Raw genomic sequence first — 18,002 nt, 5'->3', positions numbered from 1 at the left:
CTGTCAATGAGGTGAACTACACAGCAGCCGGAGAATGGCTCAAACGGCCCCGGAAGTGCGCTTTTCCGCACGCCGGCGGGCTTCGGCGCGCTGCACATCATCGACATGCAGCAGCCCGGCAACATGGCGCACATAGGCGTCTTCCAGATCCGAGCGCTCGCCATCGGCATAGATGACCCGGTAGATCGCCTCGACCACCTTCAGCCGCTCCGGCATCGGCAGTTTCTTCGCATGTTTGGTGAACTGGTGGCTGCCCACGGCCTCCTCGGCCAGCGTCTCGGCCTGGGCCAGCAGGCTGTCGGCCTTGTCCGCCTCGAATTCGAAGGCCTCCACCAGGATTTCGGCGATCATGTCGCTCTCGATATTGACGTAAACCCCGTCCACCAGAGCCGCCTCGACCAGCAGGGCCGTCACCGCCACATAGGGCGGCATGGACTGCTCGGCAGGGGTCTTGGGCGTCAGCAGGCGCTTGATGCGATCCATCATGGCTCGGCCTCCAGAGGGCGGTAGAGCGCCCGTGCTTCCTCAGCGGGGCCGCGGCGTTCGCCAAGGTCCAGCACTTCAACGCTGTAGATACGCTCGGCCTTCCCGAATGTCACGACATCGCCGACATTCACGCTCGCGCCGGGTTTATCCGTTTTGCGCGTCTGGCCCAGATGCGAAAGGCGCACGCCGCGCCCGCGCACATGCGCTGTGGCCAGCGCGCGCGTTTTGAAGAAACGGGCCCGCCACAGCCAGATGTCCAGGCGGAGCGACCCTTCTTCCGGCATGCGGCGTCAGTCCTTATTCGAAGGGCTTGTAGGTGAAGCCTGCGTCCCCGCTTGCCGGCTCATTGGGCGCAGCGGCCTGCTCGCGCGGCTTTTTCTGCTTGGGAGGGCGCGGCGGCTTGGCCGGTTTGGGCGGGGGCAACAGTGCCGCGAGCGCCGCGAACGGACTATCCGGGTCGGCTACCTTGCGGGCGGGTGGGCCGGAATTATGGCCGGGACGCTGATCGCCGCGTTGGTCAGAGCGCTGATTAGGGCGCCGGTCGCCGCGTGGGCCACCGCGGCCTTCACCGCCCCGTCCCTCGCCGCCACGGCCTTCATTGCGCCGGCCTTCGCCGCGGGGGCCGCCTTTGCCTTCGCCGCGTGGCCCTCGGCCAGGCTGACGTTCAGAGGGCGGACGGCCAGCGCCGTCGCCCTGCGCGGGTTCGCCTTGCGGGCGCTCTCCGCGTGGCGGGCGTGCCGCTTGGCCTTCATCGGGCCGGGTGCGTGCGCCATAGCGCCAGAGCGTCACGGCGCCGGTTTCCTTGTCCTTCTCGGCGGGCGCGAGGCCAAAGCCTTTCAGCACGCCGGGCCAATCATCTGCCGGGCAGGAAACCATTGAGGCCAGATCAATCGCAATTGGAAACGCGTTTTTGCCGGCATCCTTGCGGCGCTTGGCAATCTCCCAGCCCAGCCGCTCGGCAAGGTCAGCGCGCACCGCGCGGCGGCCAAATCGCAGATAGCCGTTGGCGGCCAGGGCTTCTTCCGGCCAGGTGCCATCGAGGGCGAAGGAACCTGCGCCTTCCGGCGCGAGGGGATATTCAGCACCCGAATCAACAGCCTTCAGGATTGCGATCACGCGCTGGGCCGCGGGCTTCTGCGCGTCGGGGGCATGCACCGCCACGCGGCCAGCGCGGATGCCGGCGGCTTTGAGGGCTTCGCGCTGTTCGGGCGTGATGCGTAGCGGTGGATCATCGGTACGCAGATCAACTGCCGCGCCGCTTTCGAGGATGCGGAACGCCAGGCCCCGCGACATGCCTTCCAGCGCGGCGCCGGTTTCCCCGCTCGCCAGCTTGGCATGGGTGGGCAGCACGCGGGCGATCTCGCCCTTCAGCCATTCCTCGACGCGGGAGAGGGCAGGGGCGCGTTCGCCCGCGTCCACTTCCACGGCGCCGATCAGTTCGGCGCGCGGGGCAATCCAGCTTGCCCCTTTCAGCAGGCGGGCAATGGAGGCGCCCTTGAATTCGATCTCGGCCCCTTCGGTCAGCTTGAAGGCGTCCGACGGCGCCCCGGCAATCTCGGTCAGGCGCTGGCTCAGCATCGGGCGGATGGCCGCCAGGGCGGCCCCACGGACAGCCTTGCCTTCCAGCGTGCGGGCGTCCAGCACCGGCTCGAAAGCCAGCCCCTTCAGGCGGCCGACGAGATGGCCTTCAACGGTCACGTCGCCGTCGGGCGTCAGATTGGTCACGAGGGCGTCTTCCTTCTTGAGACTGGCGAGCAGCGCGGTCGTGCGCCGATCGACAAAGCGGGCGGTCAGCGCGCTGTGAAGCGCGTCTGAAAGGGAGTCTTCTATCTCCCGTGTTTTCTGCTGCCAATAGGATGGGTTTTCCAGCCAGTCCGGGCGGTGGGCGGCATAAGTCCAGGTTCGGATCGCCGCAAGGCGCTGTTGCAGCTTGGCAATGTCGCCCAGCGGAGAGGCGAGGTCTTCCATCCGCCGCTCCAGGCCCGCGTCCGACAGGCGCGCGTCGGGATCGGCCAGCGTCTCGGCCAGGCCCAGTACCAGCCGTCCATGCCCTTCCGGGCCGGCTTTGCGAAAGTCAGGCAGCCGCGCCAGATCCCACAGACGGCGCACCTTGCGCTCGCCCGTCACATTCGGGCCAATCCCGCCATCCTCGCCCAGCCGGCGCAGCACCCATTCGTCCAGCGCGCGGGGGTTATGGATCAGCATCGAATTGCCCGAAGGTTTCTCAAGGCTGCGGATCAGGGTTTTGAGGGTGGAATAGTCGAGGGCAGAGTTGCGCCACTGGATCGCATCGACCGGATCAAACCGGTGGGCTTCGATGGCTTTCCATTCTTCATCGGCAAAAGGCGGGCAATTGCCCGTCTCCCCAAATTCGCCATCGGTGCGGAACCGCCCCGCGCGTCCGGCAATCTGGCCACATTCGGCCAGCGACAGCGGCCGGTGGCGGCGTCCGTCAAATTTGGAGCGCGAGGCAAACACGACCCGCTCGACATCAAGGTTCAGCCCCATGCCGATGGCGTCGGTCGCCACGATGTAATCGACCTCGCCCGACTGGTAGAGCGCCACCTGGGCGTTGCGGGTGCGGGGGCTGAGCGCGCCCATGACAACCGCCGCCCCGCCTTTCTGGCGCCGCAGCAGCTCGGCGATGGCGTAGACTTCCTCGGCGCTGAAGCCGACAATGGCCGTGCGCTTGGGCAGTTTGGTGATCTTGGTATGGCCGGTATAGCGCAGCTCCGAAAACCGCTCGCGCGGCTCGGTCTCCACGCCCAGCTTCAATTCCCGCAGCAGGCCCCGCATCGTATCGGCGCCCAGCAGCAGCGTCTCATGATTGCCCCGCATATTGAGAATACGGTCGGTGAACACATGTCCCCGGTCATCGTCCTCGGCCAGCTGGATCTCGTCGATGGCAAGGAAATCGGGCCGGATGTCGGTGGGCATGGATTCCACGGTGCAGATGAAATACCGCGCGGTGGGCGGCGAGATGCGCTCCTCGCCGGTAATCAGCGCCGCGCTGGCATAACCCTTGGCGGCAACCACCCGGTCATACACCTCGCGCGCCAAGAGGCGCAGGGGCAGGCCGATCATGCCGGTCCCATGCCCCAGCATCCGCTCAATGGCGTAATGCGTCTTGCCGGTATTGGTGGGGCCGAGAATGGCCTTGAGCCTGGTCATCTGCGCAGAGGGATGGGGGCGCGCGCGGCTAAGGTCAAGCGCGCGGCATGTCGAAGCGGATCATGCCCTCGGCCTCTGGATGAAAGCCGGGCGGTAGCTGCGTGGCATCGTCATAGAGGGCGCCGGCAAAGCAGGCTTTGGCAATGTCGCCCCAAAGGCAGGTCGCGCCGCACAGGTTGGCGCCGGACAGATCGGCCTGCCAGAGATTGGCGCCGGTCATGTCCGCGCCCGCCAGATTGGCCTGGGCCAGTTTGGCCAGCCGCAGATTTGTTCCCTTCATCGAAGCGCCGCGCAGATGCGCATGCGTCATCGAGGCGTTCAGAAGCCGCGCATGATTGAGGCACGCCCCGGCAAGGTTTGCCCAATCAAGGCGCGCGCCCCGAAGTTCGCAATTGCGAAACCGGACCCCGGCAAAGTCCTGGTCGCGAAGATCAGCGCCGTGAAAGTCGCGGCCTTCGATCAGCCGCTCCGGCCCGCCAGCACCCGCCGGCGCGCCCGTTTCTGTCGCCAATGTGTCCATCGATGCCCCGAAGTGTCCCGCTTTGTCCCAGTTTGTCCATGTGTGCGTATTCGCCGGGCATTGAAAGGCCCGGCATTGACACCTCTTCGTGACCGGCAGAGCGTCGGCCCGCTTGAACCAGGGAGGGGCGCATGATCACTCTTCAACCGATCGGCTGGGTCCGGGGCGGTCGTTCAGATCCGGTCGATGATCATTGGGGCAGCGAGCAGGCCCGCATTGAGCTCGACCCCAGATTTCCAGAAAGTGCCTTGTATGGACTGGACTCTTTCAGCCATGCCGAGGTGATTTTCTTCTTTCACAAGGTTACGGAAGAGAAGATTGAAACCGGCGCCCGCCACCCGCGCGGCAATACAGACTGGCCCCTGGCCGGCATCTTCGCCCAACGCGGCAAGAACCGGCCCAACCGGCTTGGCCTCTGCACCTGTAGTATCCTCGGCGTTTCAGGCCGTACTGTCACAGTTGGCGGGCTTGATGCCATCGACGGCACGCCCGTGCTCGATATCAAGCCGGTGATGCGGGAATTCCTGCCCCGCGGCAGTATCCGCCAGCCTGAATGGGCTGGCGCGTTGATGAAAGACTATTGGTAGGGACAAATGAATTTGCGGATTGGACAGGGCGGCTGCCTCGTCATAATCTCAACACAGCGTTAACCTAATGTGCTGGGGCGTTCATTGGCAATCGCATGGGGATATCCGGCATGTTGAAACACTACACTGCGAGGACGGCGCGCGCTGCAATCGCCATGGCCCTCGGCGGCGCAGCCCTGCTGACGGGATGCGACCAGATCGATACGCGAATTGAGCGCGCCCGAGAGATCGCGGACGCCTCCGTTGAACAGATCAACGGCGAGACCGTGATCGACCCCACTTACCGCAATCTGGAAAGCGCCTCCCCCGAGGATCGCGCCCTGGCGGGCACCGTCGTGACGGCAGAATTCGCGATTGATGATGAAGACCGCCCGATGTTCGCCATCGGCTCAATCATCGCCAAGCCGCTCGCCATTCCGGACGCCGAATCGGTCGATATTGTCGAGGATGCGGAGCAGATGGAGGCCGAGCTCGACTATTTCGACTCGCCAGAAGGCGAAGCGATGATGGACGCGGAGGAGGCGCCAGCCGCCGCCCCGCCAGCGCCGGCACCCCTCACGACCCAGGAGCCCGGCTCGGTATTCCTTGAAGTGCAGCCGGCGCAGGTTATGCCGAAAATCACGCTCGATCCGCGTGATGCCGAGGAATCCCGCGAAGAGATCGCGCAAGCGAGCCGGAAGTTTGATCAGGTGGTGATCCAGGACGACACCAAGCGCCTGCAGATGCGCAGTCTCTCGAAGCAAGATCTTGAGGCCATGGCGCCTGAAGATCGCGCCGAGACCCGCAAGCTGGCCCGCCGCGCGCCAATCGAGCGGGAAGTGGTCCGCAAACAGCTTGATGCGAACACTGTCATGCTCGACACGATGTCCAAATACGGCGTCGGCGGGGAAGTGGCGCTGTCGCGTCAGGGGCAGATGGTCATCCAGATCGGCGCCGATGGTGCAAACCCCACCCAGTTTACCGGCCGCAACGGTCCGGCAGACTTCCTCGCGCGCACGGAAGCCGCAGAATGCCCGGAAGGCGCGGATGCCGCCTCTGTCGGTGACGACCTTGCGGTTGCCACAGCCTGCGTCGTGCGCGACCTGCGCGCATCAGGCCAGTTCGAATATGTCGAACAGGATTACATTTTCCAGAACCAGTTTGCGCGGAAACCCAAAGACACCCCCTACGGCACCCCCGGCGAGACCAAAACTGGGTCCACAGGCTCAACCGGCTCACCCACGGGCCAGCCGGTCAGCCAGGAGCCGGATGATCCGCTCTGGGCGCTGCAATGGCATTTCCGCGACAAGGGCACGTCCGAAGGCCGCACGGCTGGCGGAGCGGGCTTTGAAAGCTTTTGGAACCGTCAGGGCGTTAGAGGATCCGACGGCATCGTCGTCGCAGTCGTCGATACCGGCCTGCAGATGAGCCATCCCGACATCGCCGCCTCGCCCAACATCATGCAGGGCTATGACATGGTCTCCGATCCCCGCATGGGCAATGACGGCGACGGGCGCGATATTGATGCAAACGATCCCGGCGATATGTGCGATCCGAACAAGCCCAATGCCGCAGACAGTTTCCACGGCACGCATGTGGCAGGCACAATTGGCGCGGCCGCCACCAACAACGGTTCCGGCGTTGCCGGCGGCGCGTGGGACGTGCGCATCGTACCGGTGCGCGCGCTCGGCAAGTGCGGTGGGCGCCTGTCGGACATCAATGATGCGATCCGCTGGGCAGCGGGGCTGATCCCGGCCGAAGTCAATGAAGGACCACAGGTCTGGACCGAGGTCTGGAACGAGAACCCGGCCGACATCATCAACCTCTCCATTGGCCTGCTCGGAGCCTGCCCGGCCTCGCTGCAGGACGCCATCGACGCGGTGACCGAAGAGGGCGTGATCGTTGTTTCGGCGGCGGGCAATGCCCGTATGTCGACAAGCCTCTATGCGCCCGCCGGCTGTCGCAATGTCGTGACGGTTGCCGCAAGCGATGCCCGTGGCCAGATCGCGCCCTACTCGAACTTCGGTCCCGAAGTCATGGTGCTCGCGCCAGGCGGCGACCTGACGCGTGACGATAACGGTGACGGTAAACCCGATGGCGTACTCTCCACCAAGGCGGCCACCAACTGCTACGATCCTGTCACCGGCGAAGGCGTGGAGAATTGTTTCTACGCGTATGAGCAGGGTACCAGCATGGCCGCGCCACATGTCTCGGCCGCGCTCGCATTGCTCAAGTCTCGCGATCCGGCCGCCAGCCGCGACGACATCATCAGCACACTGAGGGCGGCGCTGGACCCGCGCGAGAGCCTGCAATGCGCTGGCCTCTGCACGCAGTATCCCGGCGCTGCGCCCATCGAGGGCAGCCCTGATATGTGTGCCCGGCCCTGTGGAGTAGGGCTGCTCAACATGGCCAATGTGCCGCTCAAGGCGACAGACGGAGGCGGTCGCTGAGATGAACCGGCCCCGGATTCCCATGGATGCGCGCGGCCCGCTCGGCCTGCTTGGCATCGGCCTTCTCGCCGGCGCTGCAGGGCTTGCCGTGGTCGGCACGCGTGGTGGGGAAGAGGCGGGCAACGATGCCGGGGTGGTTCAACTGGCCGAGTCCGGTGAGGCAGGCCAGGCGCCGCCCCCGGAATCTTCCGGCATGCCATTTGATCCCCCGCCGGGCAGGCCTTCGCCGATCATTGATCCGGAACCTGCGCCGCTGCCCCCCGATGAGCCCGAAGATGAGGCGTCTTCGCCCATTCCTCAGGTCACCATTCAGGGGGAGGGCGGCGGCGGCGTTTTGCCCGCCCGCGCCGGTACGGCAGAAGTGGTCTTCATCGTCCGCCTCAAGGGCGCGCCGGAAGTCGATGTCATCACCCGCAATTTCAAGCGCGATCCGGCAGCGGCCCAGGCCGCCTGGGTGGAGCTGACCGGCCGCATTCCGGTACTCGCCGAGTTCGAGCTGTCCGGCGCCAGCTATTCGGGCGAAATGCGCCTCTCGCGCCGCCTGGCCGAGGCAACGCCCGCCGCCATAAAAGACGTTCAGGATCGCCTGCTTGCGATCGAGGGCGTAGCCTATGCTGATCCAGATTATGTTGCCCATCCCGGCCAGAAGGACACAAAATGAGTTTGCTCCGCCTGCAGATTGCATCTCTCTTGCTTGCCGCCAGTGTTGTGTTGGCTGGCTGTGATCAGATTCGCCTTCCGGGCGCCAGTGGCCAGCAGGATGCTGAGCCCAAACTCGTTGAAGACCCCCTTGTTCCGGGCACGGACCAGACAGGTGAGCCCTCCGAAGTGGAGCTGCCGGTTCGCCCGGAATCGGTTGCGGGCGACAGCGCCGTTGACTGGGAGGCCGCCCGCCGGGACCTTGCTGCCCGCCCGATCGAAGATCGCGAAGGCAGCTTCCAGATCGCTTCGGGCGAGGCGGCGCCGCCCGTTCCCGTTTTCCTTCCTTCCGCGCCGGTCTCCGTTCAGGGCGGCGAGTCCGATGTCCGGTTCCAGCCCGTGAGTGACGGCTACTACGCCTTCTTTCCGGGTGAGGCCTATGACACCATCGTCAACGGCACCAACAAGGTGATCGCCGCGCCCGGCGAAGCGACGCAGCCGCGCAGCGAGGCGCTGACCTTCCAGCCGACCACCACCGGCGCGCAGGTGTCCTTCTCCCGTTACGGCGCTGACTATCTCGTCGAATTCGAGTGCAAGGCGCTGACCAACGGCCTGCCAACCTGCATCACGCAGGAAGAGGCCGAAGCCTTTGCAACGGATCTGGTGATTTCGGGAACCCGCTGATGCTGAAAAGACGCTTATCCGCCATCGGACTATCCGCCGCGCTGATCCTGCTCGGCGCCTGTGATTTTATCCGCGTGCCCGGTGATGGTGGCCCCCCGCCCGAGACGCCCGAACCCGGCCCGGCCATTCCGCCTGGCGCGCCAGGCCCCCCGCCACCCGATCCCGGCGAAGACCCCTGGGCACTGCCCCCGGTTGAGGAAGAAGAAACGCCGCCTGCCGACCCGGTAGATGGCACGCCTCCGGAAGAAGACCTCCCGGCGCCGGAAATGCCGATTGATGAAACACCCGGCGAAGAAACCCCGCCCGATGACCCCACCGGGGACACGCCTGACGCGCCCGGTACACCTGGCTCAGAAGTTGACCCCGAAACGCCGGAAACTGAAACGCCCGATCCTGAGACCCCTGATCCAGAAACTCCGGGTCCCGAGCAACCCGGTCCTGAGCCGGAGCCGGAACCCGTTGTGGAGCCCGTCTTCAGCTATCATGCCCCCGGCGCGCTGCTGGCCGGATCTGGCGGCGGCTTTGCCGAACAGGTTGTGCATGCGCCCGGCATTCTGTTTCCCATCAAGTCGGCTCCCGCCTATCTCCAGTCGCAGGTCTTCATGTATGGCGGCGGTGTTGCAGGCGGCGATCAGTGCGACGCGCGCAACTATGAGTATCCGTGGCGGGACAATTTCTGCGAAACCCGCTCGGCCAATCGCGGCTCGCCCTTCTGCCCGGTAAACCGTATCCATCAGGGTCAGGACATCCGCGTCGGCACCGCCGCAGACTGCAACACTCTGCGCCGCCAGAGCGCGGCCCAGCGCGGCATTCATGAAGTGATCGCGGTGGAAGACGGCGTCATCTCCTCGATCGGTACGTATACGGTCAAACTGCGCGGCGAAGGCAGCATCTACAACTACATGCACCTCAACATGAACCGGCTGGCCGTGACCGCCGGCCAGTTCGTGGAAGCGGGTGATCTGATCGGTTATGTCTCGAATGACTTTGGCGGCACGCCGACCACCATCCACCTGCATTTCGAGATCACCCAGAACACCGCCAGCAGCAGCTGGGTGCATGTCCCGCCCTATCTCTCGCTGGTCGAGGCGTATGAGCGCCGCCAGAACGGGCCCGGCGAGCAGCTGGAGCCGGAGATCGGCATCGCCTCGGCGCCCGAATGGGTCATCCCCGAAGGCTACGAGATCATCGAATGAAACAAAAAGGGCGGCTCTCGGGCCGCCCTTTTCATATCTTATCTTTGTGGGGGCCAGGCTCAGCCAGAGATCGCCTGCTCGTCGCGCTCACCGGTGCGGATGCGCAGGATGGAGTCCAGATCATGGACGAAAATCTTGCCATCGCCGATCGTGCCGGTATTGGCCGCCTGTGTGATCGCCTCGATGAAGCGCTCCACGTCCGCGTCCGCGCAGGCGAGTTCTACCTTCACTTTCGGGAGCAGGCGCACTTCATATTCGGCTCCGCGATAAACTTCCGTCTTGCCCTGCTGGCGGCCATAGCCGCGCACCTCGGTCACCGTCAGGCCGGTCGCGCCCGCTTCGGAAATCGCCTCGATGACTGCGTCCAGTCGGCTCGGTTTGAAGACTGCAGTGATCTGTTTCATGGCGGGGTTCCTGTCTGATCAGCCCGATGCTGCAACTGCGAACGTAATCAACATGACAATTTCGTCAATGTTCTTCGCGCCTTGCCGCGCGGGCAGGGCGCGCAATTCGAACGCGATCGGTCACCGGCGCGCCGGTTCCGCTCTTGGGCGGGGCATAGAGCCGTTTGACCGCTTCGATCAGAACCACGCCGCCCATCCCCGGCGCGATAACGCGGCCCATAGCTTCCCAGCCTTCGGCAGCTGAGGTGACGAGGCCCAGCGCCGCCGGCGGCATATACAGCGCGCTGGAGGAGGCCGTAACCTGGAACAGCCCGGTCGACAGCAGGTTTGACAGCTGGCTGCGCGTCCAGGGCCGTCCATGGCCAAAGGGCGTCCGCGTGGCGCGCGACCAGAGGCCCGCGCGGTTGGCGGCGGCCAGCACGATGCGGCCCTCCGGCGCGGTCACGCGCCAGATCTCGCGAAGATACGCGCGTGGGTCGCCCGTCTCTTCCAGCCCGTGCAGGATGATCACCCGGTCAAACAGCCCGTCCGAGAAGGGCAGGCGCGGGTCGCCTACGGCCACGGCGGCATTGCCCCGGCCCGAATAATCCCAGCGCACAGGCCCGTGCTCATGCGGCACAGCCGCTATTATGCGCCGGGGCCCGGTGGCAAAGGCATCCAGAACCGGCAGCGCATATCCCAGCCCAAGAACAGACAGCCCCTTGGACTCGCCCCACAGATCGGTCAGCTTGCCCGCAAGAATGCCCGCCGCCGCCTTTCCAAGGTCGGACGCATAAAAGCGTTCAAGGGTGACGGCGTCCTGTCGCATCGTTATGGGTGGCTCGCGCGTTCCTGTTTCTGGGGGCCGGTAACTGGAGGTAAGAAATGAGTGTCCTGATTGAAATACACCAGTTTCCCTGCCTGAACGATAATTACGGCTATCTGGTCCATGAACCCGGTTCGGGCCGCACGATTGCCATCGATACGCCGGACGCCGCTGTATATCTGGCAGAGGCGGAGAAGATGAGTTGGACCATCAGCGAAATCTGGAACACCCACTGGCATCCCGATCATGCGGGGGGAAACCTCAAGATCAAGGAAGCCACCGGCTGCAAGATCATCGGCCCGGCCGGTGAGGCAGATAAAATCCCCGGCATCGACCGGCGCGTCAAAGGCGGCGATACCGTAGAGCTGGGCGGCGCAACGGCGACCGTGATCGATGTGCCGGGCCACACGCTCGGCCATATCGCCTTTCACTTTCCCGATCAGGAAGCCGCCTTCGTCGGCGACGCTGTCTTCGCGCTGGGCTGTGGCCGCGTTTTCGAGGGCACGATGGAAATGATGTGGGAGAGCCTCAAGCGCATCAAGAAGCTGCCCAAGAAGACGCAGCTCTATTGCGCGCATGAATACACCGCCTCGAATGCAAAATTCGCCGTCACCATCGAGCCGGAAAACAAGGCGCTGAAGGAATATGTCGCCTGGATCGAGAAGCGCCGGGCCGAAGACAAGCCCACCGTGCCGGCGCTGCTGGAGCGGGAGCTGGAGACCAATCCCTTCCTGCGCGCAGACCTTCCCGAAATGCAGCTCGCCATGGGCCATGCGGGCAATGCGGCCGCCACGTTTGGCGAAATCCGCGGGCGGAAGGATCGCTTCTGATGCGATCTGCCATTTCCGGCGATCTTGGCCCGAATGAAATCATCCGCATGCTTGGCCTGAGGCCCCATCCGGAAGGGGGCCATTATGGCGAGACATACAGGGCGCCCGTTGCCGCTGGCGCCCGATCAGATTTGACAGCGATCTATTATCTCTTACAGGCCGACGAGCTCTCCGCCTGGCACCGGGTCGATGCGGACGAAGCCTGGCTCTGGCATGCGGGCGGCCCGCTCGCGCTCACCCTCTCTCCGCCGGAAGGGAAGGGCGCTGCCAGCCTGACCCTCGGCCCGGACCTGCGCGCGGGCCAGCGGCCCCAAGCTATCATTCCGGCCGATCATTGGCAGACGGCCGAAACGCTTGGCGCCTGGACGCTCGTGTCCTGTCTGGTCGCGCCGGGGTTTGAGTTTTCCGGTTTCACACTTGCCCCGCCGGGCTGGCGTCCGGAGGTCTGAACGGGCCTGAGACCGCAAAAAACTCCAACGCCGTTGGAGTTTTTCACGCCTCGTTGGAGGTTTCGTTGGAGTTTTTTTGCGGCCTTATCCACGGGACAAGGCCGCGTTTTATCAGCCCGCGATATACTGCGCGCCGTTCACCGTCATGGTCGCGCCATTGATGAAGGCGGCTTCTTCGGACGCCAGATAAGCGCACATCGAGGCGATCTCTTCGGCCTTGCCCAGGCGCCCCACCGGGATCGTGGCAATGATCCCTTCGAGTACTTCGGGCTTCACCGCCTGCAACATCTCGGTGTCGATATAGCCCGGCGCCACGACGTTCGAGGTGATTCCCTTCTTGGCGCCTTCATAGGCCAGCGCCTTGGTGAAGCCGATCAGGCCGGCCTTGGCGGCAGAATAGTTGGCCTGCGTGAACTGGCCTTTCTGGCCGTTGATCGAGGAAATATTGATGATCCGGCCGAAATTGCGCTCCCGCATCCCGTCCCATACCTGCCGGGTGACGTTGAAGGCGGAGGTCAGGTCGACATTGATGACCTCCTGCCAATGGGCCAGCGTCATCTTGTGGAAGGGCGCGTCGCGGGTGATCCCGGCATTATTCACCAGCACGTCCACGGGACCGACTTCCGCCTCGACCGCCTTCAGGCCCACGCCGACCGCGTCATAATCGGCCACGTCGAATTTGAAGACCTTGATGCCGGTTTCCTTTGAAAATGCTGCGGCGGCTGCGTCATTGCCACCATAATTGGCGGCCACTGAGTAGCCTTTCGCTTGCAGCATTTCGCTGATTGCCTTGCCGATGCCGCGCGTACCGCCGGTCACCAGAGCCGTTTTCGCCATGGTATGAACTCCTCCCAATGTCTCGTTGTCCCCAGCCTTGCCTACAAGCGGGGTCCACATCAATAGCGCATTGGTCTTGTGAGGGTTCTGTGCAAATATTTCGCACTAGCACAATAATTGCTTGCTCCATTGCAGGGCAGCGGACGAGGTGAGGACATGGCGAGACATTCAGGCTCAGGTGGGCCGATAATCATAAAGAAGTACGCAAACCGGCGTCTCTATGACACGTCAACGTCTTCCTATGTCACTTTGGAACACTTGTCAGATCTTGTCCGCGAGGGGCAGGACTTTGAAGTCAGGGACGCCAAGACTGGCGAGGATCTGACCCGTCAGGTGCTAACCCAGATCATTTTCGAGCATGAAACGAAGGGCCAGGGCGCCCTGCCGCTGAACTTCCTGCGCCAGCTGATCGGCTTTTATGGCGGCGGCGCGCAGGCTTATCTGCCGTCTTTCCTTGAGATGTCGATGAACAGCTTTTCCCAGGCGCAGAAGGAGTGGCGCAAGGCCGCCAACCCGATGGGCCTGTTCGAGGCCCAGACGCGCCGCAATATGGTGATGTTCGAGCAGGCGATGAAGATGTTCATGCCCGGCGTTGCCCCCACCCGGTCAGCGGCGGAAGAACCTTCCGCTGGCGGTCAGGTGCCATCCAATCCGTTCATGGAATATCAGGCCGAAGCCCTCGCTGCGATGCAGGAGCAGATGGAAGCCATCCAGAAGCAGTTGGCCGATCTTTCCCGCAAGGAATAAGACCGGCCAACAGCCCCGATTTCCGGACAATCAGACGTCGCCTGCCACGCCAAAGTCCCGGCGGGCAGAGACGATGGTGACGATGACGCCCGCCAGAACATCCAGCAGCGTCATTGCGGTGAGGATGAAGAAGGTCGAGGTCGCAAAGTTCGGCATCAGCAGGAACTGCACCAGGCAGAGGATGAAGATCAGCAGCGAAATGCCGTGATTGACGATTGTGGCGGTGCCGGTGCTGGTCGATTTCAGGATTTCCAGGAACAGGAAGATCACGGCGAGGAGGACAATCGCATCCCCCTTCGAGAGCACCCATTCCACGCCTGAGATCATGGGTAGGCCCAGGAAACGCTCGTTCAGCAGGTTCGCCATCGGCGCAGCCTGCGCCTGCAGCAACTGGCCGCTGGCATCGACGCCCTGCACCGGGCCGCCAAACGCCATCGCCATGAGATTGTAGAGCACGACCGGAATGACCAGCAGCGGAAAGATGCCGAATATTAGTCGCATGAATGACCCCTGTTTTTGAGTTTCGCCCTTGCCGGCGCGCCGTTTCTGGTCGCGTTCCATCTTGGCAACGGCCGCGCCCGCCAATGCGATCTGAGTATCCTTCGAGGCATTCTTGGCCACGTCCACCCTCGCAAAGCCGATTGCGTTTACCAACCCTGTCTAACGTATCGGGGCAGGGGTGGCGATAGGGTTTTCATTGCCTTGGACGGCTGGCTCAGCGGTCGGGCGTTTCGGGCGATTTCTCGAAATTGGCTTCTTCTGCCATGTGGTGCAGTTGCAGGTTGAGCAGAATGCCCTTCGCCGCCGGCAGCAGCCAGAGACACAGCAGGGTCACCACCGCGCCGACGCCCGCCATCGCCAGCAGCTTCAACCCGATCGGCAGGGGGCTCATCGGTACGAGGAACAGGAAGGGCGCCATCAGGATCAGCACGCCGAAGCCGACGAAGAATGCCGGCCCGTCAGCGGTATCTGCGGCAGTCATGTCCCGGCCGCAATGCGGGCAGGCGTCATTGAGCTTCAGATAGCCCTTGAACAGCTTGCCTTCGCCACAGGCGCCGCAGCGCTGGCGAATTCCGGAGAGGATGGGGGTCGGGATGTGGTCCATGCCCGATAATTAGGCACTGACAGCGCGCTTGGCGCCGTGACAAACGCCCGCGCGTCCTCTTGACGTGGGTGAGCGCATTGCCCACGAGTGCGCCGGTTTCAACGCTCTCCGGGAATTCCCTTCATGAACGATCCAGTCTTCAGCCGCATCGCCATTATCGGTGTGGGCCTTATCGGCTCCTCGATTGCGCGGGCCTCGGCTGAGTATGGCGCGGCAGGCGAGGTCATTCTCTACGATGCCAGCCCGGAGGTGCGAGACCTTTCGGCCAAGCTTGGCCTGGGAACCATCGCGCCGACGCTGGAAGCGGCGGTCTCGGACGCAGACTGCGTGATCGTCTGCGTGCCCGTCGGCGCGATTGGCGCTGTGGCGGCCGGGGCTGTGCCTGCCATGAAATATGGCGCCATCCTAACCGATGTCGGCTCAGTTAAGAGTGAGGCGGCGCGCGCGCTGCATGACGCCGGCGATGGCCGCATTCATGTCATTCCCGGTCACCCGATTGCCGGCACGGAGCAGTCAGGCCCTGAGGCAGGCTTTCCCACGCTGTTCCGCGGTGCCTGGCACATCCTCACGCCGCTCTCGGGTCAGGATGAAGCCTATCAGGCCGCTACCGATCAACTGGCCGCCTTCTGGACACTGCTCGGCGCCAAGGTCGAGGCGATGGATGCCGGGCGGCATGACCGCGTGCTGGCAATCACCTCCCACCTGCCACACCTGATTGCATTCAATATCGTCACGACTGCGTTCGATCTGGAATCGGTCGAGCAGGGCGAAGTGGTGAAATACTCCGCTGGCGGCTTCCGGGATTTTACCCGCATTGCCGCGTCAGACCCGGTGATGTGGCGTGACGTGTTTCTGAACAACAAGGAAGCGGTGCTCGAATGCCTCGGGCGGTTCTCCGAAGATCTTGCCGTGCTTCAGCGGGCCATCCGGTGGGGCGATGGCGACACGCTGATCCGCGAGTTCACGCGCGCCCGCACCATCCGCAAGGCGATCATCGATGCCGGTCAGGATTCCAGCGCGGTGAACTTCGGGCGGAATAGTCCGGAGCCGGAAGAAGACGCCTGACGCCTATTTCGGCGCGCGCTTGGCCAGGATGCGTTGCAGCGTGCGGCGATGCATGTTGAGGCGGCGCGCCGTTTCCGAGACATTGTGATTGCACAGCTCATAAACGCGCTGGATGTGTTCCCAGCGCACCCGGTCTGCCGACATGGGGTTCTCGGGAGGGGCAGGGCGTTCGTCCTGCGAGGCGGTCAGCGAGCGGATGATGTCTTCAACGTCCGCCGGCTTGGAGAGATAATCGACCGCGCCCGCCTTTACGGCGGCAACCGCCGTGGCAATGGCGCCATAGCCGGTCAGGATCACGGCGCGCGCTTCCGGACGGTGCTTTTGCAGCACTTCGACCACATCCAGACCGCTGCCATCTTCCAGACGCAGGTCCAGCACTGCAAAGGCGGGTGGGTTCAGGCGGGCGATGTCCTTGCCTTCCGACACATTGGAAACGGCCGATACGATGAAGCCACGCTGGGCCAGCGCGCGCGCAAGGCGCTGCACGAACGGCCCGTCGTCATCCATGACGAGGCAGGATTTATCTTCGACGCCTTCAAGGCTCGGATGCAGGTTCACGACAGCTGGGCGTTCCATACGCACTCTCCTTCAGGCGGTCTTGCCGCCGGTAAGAGGATATATGGCGTAATTGTCAACTAGTCCAAGCTTCGTGGAAGCAGCGCCTGCAGCGGCCAAACAGCCTGGACGATGGCGCCGGTCGCCGGCGGTGTCCTGTTTCGGGACGCGATTCGCCCGCCTGTGCGCTCGATCAGCGTCTTTGCGATGAAAAATCCAAGGCCCATGTCGCCCCCGCCAAGGCGGGCTTCGGAGCGCTCGGAAATGTACGGCTCGCCGAGTTTGGGCAGCACTTCGGGCGAAAATCCGGGGCCATCATCGGTGATGGTGATCACCACCTGATCGGCTGTCCAGCTGGCGGTCGCGTCCACGCGCGTGGCGGCAAAGCTCACCGCATTCTCGATGAACGCGCCCAGCGCATGCAGAATTTCCGGGCTGCGGGCGAGAATGGGCGGCTTGTCTGTGCCCCCTTCGCCGGGCAACGCGCGGACTATCAGGGCCACGCCCAACCCCTTCATCGGGGCGGCGGCTTCCTCAACCAGCGTGTCCAGCGGCATGCGGGCGTGAACAATATCGGTGGCGTCGCGCGCTTCACGGATGGCGGAGAGAATTGAGCGGCACCGGTCGGCCTGCTCGGCGATCAGCCGGAAATCTTCGGCGTGCGGATCATCGGGGCTGGTCTGCTGAACAAGCTCATTGGCAACCAGATGGATGGTGGCCAGCGGCGTGCCCAGCTCATGCGCGGTCATGGCCGACATCGCGCCCAGTGCCGACAGTTTCTGTTCGCGCGCCATCACAACGCTGGCTGCGTCGAGGGCGCGTACAAGGCGGGCTTCATCCTGGCTGACCCTTGCGGCGGACAGGGTGAAGAACACGACGCCCACAGCTAGCGCGGCAAACTGGCCCCATTGGAAGAGGATCGGCAGATGCGTGCCGCCGCTTTCATCCCAGGGCAGGGGCAGGCTGACGAGCGGCATCAGCGCGGCAAGACCCAGCGCGAGGAGCGCAATGGCGCTGGCGCGCATCCGCCGCAGGCTGAGCGCGGCCACAGTGACCGGTGCGAGCATCAGCAACAGGAACGGATTGGAGAGCCCGCCCGTGACGGCGATCAGCGCTGCGAGTTGCACTGTATCAAAGCCAAGCTGCAGCACCGCTTCCCAGCCGCTGGTCAGGCGCTGGGACTGGAAGGCGAAGGACAGGAACACGTTCAGCCAGGCGGACGCGGCAATGATGGCCAGGCACAGGGCCAGGGGAAGGTCGAAGCCCAGGATAAAGGCGACGAGCAGAACCGCCCCTGTCTGCCCGGCTACAGCAAGCCAGCGCAGCGTAATGAACGTGCGCAGCCGGGTGCGCCCGAGGGCGGACTGGGCCGAGCCCAGCCCCTCAGGGGCCAGCATGAAGATCGCGTCTTCAAAGCCTGTTCTCGAATCTCGGGTGAACTCATCCATGCCAGCCTTATGCGGCAGCCTGTCTCTTGCGCCAAGCGGCGGAAT

Annotated in this window: 20 protein-coding genes; 9 read left to right on the top strand and 11 right to left on the bottom strand. The window is 64.0% G+C overall.

Annotated elements, in window-relative coordinates; all coding sequences use genetic code 11:
* Window positions 1-39: 39 nt before the first annotated feature.
* From HNE_RS16900 to HNE_RS16885, 4 genes are read right to left on the bottom strand one after another with little or no spacing between them, the layout of a single operon-like run.
* Complete coding sequence (locus tag HNE_RS16900; RefSeq protein WP_011648385.1) at window positions 40-486, bottom strand: TerB family tellurite resistance protein; 447 nt, start codon at window positions 484-486, stop codon at window positions 40-42.
* Complete coding sequence (locus tag HNE_RS16895) at window positions 483-770, bottom strand: RNA-binding S4 domain-containing protein (RefSeq protein WP_011648384.1); 288 nt, start codon at window positions 768-770, stop codon at window positions 483-485. The genes HNE_RS16900 and HNE_RS16895 overlap by 4 nt, the downstream gene beginning before the upstream one ends.
* Before the next feature lie 13 nt (window positions 771-783).
* The gene (locus tag HNE_RS16890; RefSeq protein WP_011648383.1) at window positions 784-3,657 is read right to left on the bottom strand and encodes a helicase-related protein; all 2,874 of its coding nucleotides are present in this window, start codon (window positions 3,655-3,657) and stop codon (window positions 784-786) included.
* Between the two features lie 34 nt (window positions 3,658-3,691).
* On the bottom strand, window positions 3,692-4,177 hold the full coding sequence (locus HNE_RS16885; RefSeq protein ID WP_011648382.1) for a pentapeptide repeat-containing protein: 486 nt from the start codon (window positions 4,175-4,177) through the stop codon (window positions 3,692-3,694).
* 131 nt (window positions 4,178-4,308) lie between these two features.
* Here HNE_RS16885 and HNE_RS16880 point away from each other — a divergent pair, with 131 nt between their 5' ends.
* The 5 genes from HNE_RS16880 to HNE_RS18220 all read left to right on the top strand — a co-directional run bounded on the left by HNE_RS16880 (window position 4,309) and on the right by HNE_RS18220 (window position 9,712).
* The gene (locus HNE_RS16880) at window positions 4,309-4,764 is read left to right on the top strand and encodes an SAM-dependent methyltransferase (protein WP_011648381.1); all 456 of its coding nucleotides are present in this window, start codon (window positions 4,309-4,311) and stop codon (window positions 4,762-4,764) included.
* 110 nt (window positions 4,765-4,874) lie between these two features.
* Entirely contained in the window at window positions 4,875-7,193 is a 2,319-nt protein-coding gene (locus tag HNE_RS18225) for a S8 family peptidase (RefSeq protein ID WP_011648380.1), read from the top strand.
* A gap of 1 nt (window position 7,194) precedes the next feature.
* On the top strand, window positions 7,195-7,854 hold the full coding sequence (locus HNE_RS16870) for a hypothetical protein (protein WP_011648379.1): 660 nt from the start codon (window positions 7,195-7,197) through the stop codon (window positions 7,852-7,854).
* Window positions 7,851-8,516 carry a hypothetical protein gene (locus HNE_RS16860; protein ID WP_011648378.1) on the top strand — a complete coding sequence of 222 codons (666 nt, stop codon included), beginning with the start codon at window positions 7,851-7,853 and terminating at the stop codon, window positions 8,514-8,516. Before HNE_RS16870 ends, HNE_RS16860 begins: the two co-directional genes overlap by 4 nt.
* A complete protein-coding gene (locus tag HNE_RS18220) occupies window positions 8,516-9,712 on the top strand; it encodes a M23 family metallopeptidase (protein WP_011648377.1) in 1,197 nt (398 codons plus the stop codon). The genes HNE_RS16860 and HNE_RS18220 overlap by 1 nt, the downstream gene beginning before the upstream one ends.
* 59 nt (window positions 9,713-9,771) lie before the next feature.
* Here the strand turns inward: HNE_RS18220 and HNE_RS16850 are convergent, their stop codons facing one another.
* Entirely contained in the window at window positions 9,772-10,116 is a 345-nt protein-coding gene (locus HNE_RS16850) for a P-II family nitrogen regulator (RefSeq protein ID WP_011648376.1), read from the bottom strand.
* 64 nt (window positions 10,117-10,180) lie between these two features.
* On the bottom strand, window positions 10,181-10,924 hold the full coding sequence (locus HNE_RS16845) for a class I SAM-dependent methyltransferase (RefSeq protein ID WP_011648375.1): 744 nt from the start codon (window positions 10,922-10,924) through the stop codon (window positions 10,181-10,183).
* A gap of 56 nt (window positions 10,925-10,980) precedes the next feature.
* Here HNE_RS16845 and gloB point away from each other — a divergent pair, with 56 nt between their 5' ends.
* A complete protein-coding gene (gene gloB, locus HNE_RS16840; protein WP_011648374.1) occupies window positions 10,981-11,751 on the top strand; it encodes a hydroxyacylglutathione hydrolase in 771 nt (256 codons plus the stop codon).
* Window positions 11,751-12,200 carry a cupin domain-containing protein gene (locus HNE_RS16835; RefSeq protein ID WP_011648373.1) on the top strand — a complete coding sequence of 150 codons (450 nt, stop codon included), beginning with the start codon at window positions 11,751-11,753 and terminating at the stop codon, window positions 12,198-12,200. Before gloB ends, HNE_RS16835 begins: the two co-directional genes overlap by 1 nt.
* 111 nt (window positions 12,201-12,311) lie before the next feature.
* On the opposite strand, the gene phbB is transcribed toward HNE_RS16835, so the two are convergent.
* On the bottom strand, window positions 12,312-13,037 hold the full coding sequence (gene phbB / locus HNE_RS16830) for an acetoacetyl-CoA reductase (RefSeq protein WP_011648372.1): 726 nt from the start codon (window positions 13,035-13,037) through the stop codon (window positions 12,312-12,314).
* Window positions 13,038-13,193: 156 nt separating this feature from the next.
* Here phbB and phaR point away from each other — a divergent pair, with 156 nt between their 5' ends.
* The gene (gene phaR / locus HNE_RS16825) at window positions 13,194-13,784 is read left to right on the top strand and encodes a polyhydroxyalkanoate synthesis repressor PhaR (RefSeq protein WP_011648371.1); all 591 of its coding nucleotides are present in this window, start codon (window positions 13,194-13,196) and stop codon (window positions 13,782-13,784) included.
* 30 nt (window positions 13,785-13,814) lie between these two features.
* On the opposite strand, the gene HNE_RS16820 is transcribed toward phaR, so the two are convergent.
* The gene (locus tag HNE_RS16820; protein ID WP_233351948.1) at window positions 13,815-14,438 is read right to left on the bottom strand and encodes a hypothetical protein; all 624 of its coding nucleotides are present in this window, start codon (window positions 14,436-14,438) and stop codon (window positions 13,815-13,817) included.
* 61 nt (window positions 14,439-14,499) lie between these two features.
* Window positions 14,500-14,889 (bottom strand): DUF983 domain-containing protein, encoded by a 390-nt coding sequence (locus tag HNE_RS16815; protein ID WP_011648369.1) that lies wholly within the window; start codon window positions 14,887-14,889, stop codon window positions 14,500-14,502.
* A 123-nt stretch (window positions 14,890-15,012) separates the two neighbouring features.
* Between HNE_RS16815 and HNE_RS16810 the strand changes: the two genes are divergently transcribed.
* On the top strand, window positions 15,013-15,954 hold the full coding sequence (locus HNE_RS16810) for a prephenate/arogenate dehydrogenase family protein (protein WP_011648368.1): 942 nt from the start codon (window positions 15,013-15,015) through the stop codon (window positions 15,952-15,954).
* A 3-nt stretch (window positions 15,955-15,957) separates the two neighbouring features.
* Here HNE_RS16810 and HNE_RS16805 read toward each other — a convergent pair whose 3' ends face one another.
* Both HNE_RS16805 and HNE_RS16800 read right to left on the bottom strand, forming a co-directional pair.
* On the bottom strand, window positions 15,958-16,530 hold the full coding sequence (locus HNE_RS16805) for an ActR/PrrA/RegA family redox response regulator transcription factor (protein WP_011648367.1): 573 nt from the start codon (window positions 16,528-16,530) through the stop codon (window positions 15,958-15,960).
* A 59-nt stretch (window positions 16,531-16,589) separates the two neighbouring features.
* Window positions 16,590-17,957 (bottom strand): ActS/PrrB/RegB family redox-sensitive histidine kinase, encoded by a 1,368-nt coding sequence (locus tag HNE_RS16800; protein ID WP_011648366.1) that lies wholly within the window; start codon window positions 17,955-17,957, stop codon window positions 16,590-16,592.
* Window positions 17,958-18,002: the final 45 nt, after the last annotated feature.

Source organism: Hyphomonas neptunium ATCC 15444, assembly GCF_000013025.1.
GTDB lineage: Bacteria > Pseudomonadota > Alphaproteobacteria > Caulobacterales > Hyphomonadaceae > Hyphomonas > Hyphomonas neptunia.
This window is presented reverse-complemented; position numbering and strand designations above follow the sequence as displayed.

Excerpts from the sequence above, each read along its gene's own strand:
- HNE_RS16835 (WP_011648373.1), top strand. The coding sequence starts at position 11,751 with ATGCGATCTGCCATTTCCGGCGATCTTGGCCCGAATGAAATCATCCGC.
- HNE_RS16870 (WP_011648379.1), top strand. The coding sequence starts at position 7,195 with ATGAACCGGCCCCGGATTCCCATGGATGCGCGCGGCCCGCTCGGCCTG.
- phbB (WP_011648372.1), bottom strand. The coding sequence starts at position 13,037 with ATGGCGAAAACGGCTCTGGTGACCGGCGGTACGCGCGGCATCGGCAAG.
- phaR (WP_011648371.1), top strand. The coding sequence starts at position 13,194 with ATGGCGAGACATTCAGGCTCAGGTGGGCCGATAATCATAAAGAAGTAC.
- HNE_RS16880 (WP_011648381.1), top strand. The coding sequence starts at position 4,309 with ATGATCACTCTTCAACCGATCGGCTGGGTCCGGGGCGGTCGTTCAGAT.
- HNE_RS18225 (WP_011648380.1), top strand. The coding sequence starts at position 4,875 with ATGTTGAAACACTACACTGCGAGGACGGCGCGCGCTGCAATCGCCATG.
- HNE_RS16815 (WP_011648369.1), bottom strand. The coding sequence starts at position 14,889 with ATGGACCACATCCCGACCCCCATCCTCTCCGGAATTCGCCAGCGCTGC.
- HNE_RS16810 (WP_011648368.1), top strand. The coding sequence starts at position 15,013 with ATGAACGATCCAGTCTTCAGCCGCATCGCCATTATCGGTGTGGGCCTT.
- HNE_RS16890 (WP_011648383.1), bottom strand. The coding sequence starts at position 3,657 with ATGACCAGGCTCAAGGCCATTCTCGGCCCCACCAATACCGGCAAGACG.
- HNE_RS16845 (WP_011648375.1), bottom strand. The coding sequence starts at position 10,924 with ATGCGACAGGACGCCGTCACCCTTGAACGCTTTTATGCGTCCGACCTT.
- gloB (WP_011648374.1), top strand. The coding sequence starts at position 10,981 with ATGAGTGTCCTGATTGAAATACACCAGTTTCCCTGCCTGAACGATAAT.
- HNE_RS16885 (WP_011648382.1), bottom strand. The coding sequence starts at position 4,177 with ATGGACACATTGGCGACAGAAACGGGCGCGCCGGCGGGTGCTGGCGGG.
- HNE_RS16900 (WP_011648385.1), bottom strand. The coding sequence starts at position 486 with ATGATGGATCGCATCAAGCGCCTGCTGACGCCCAAGACCCCTGCCGAG.
- HNE_RS16800 (WP_011648366.1), bottom strand. The coding sequence starts at position 17,957 with ATGGATGAGTTCACCCGAGATTCGAGAACAGGCTTTGAAGACGCGATC.
- HNE_RS18220 (WP_011648377.1), top strand. The coding sequence starts at position 8,516 with ATGCTGAAAAGACGCTTATCCGCCATCGGACTATCCGCCGCGCTGATC.
- HNE_RS16895 (WP_011648384.1), bottom strand. The coding sequence starts at position 770 with ATGCCGGAAGAAGGGTCGCTCCGCCTGGACATCTGGCTGTGGCGGGCC.
- HNE_RS16860 (WP_011648378.1), top strand. The coding sequence starts at position 7,851 with ATGAGTTTGCTCCGCCTGCAGATTGCATCTCTCTTGCTTGCCGCCAGT.
- HNE_RS16850 (WP_011648376.1), bottom strand. The coding sequence starts at position 10,116 with ATGAAACAGATCACTGCAGTCTTCAAACCGAGCCGACTGGACGCAGTC.
- HNE_RS16805 (WP_011648367.1), bottom strand. The coding sequence starts at position 16,530 with ATGGAACGCCCAGCTGTCGTGAACCTGCATCCGAGCCTTGAAGGCGTC.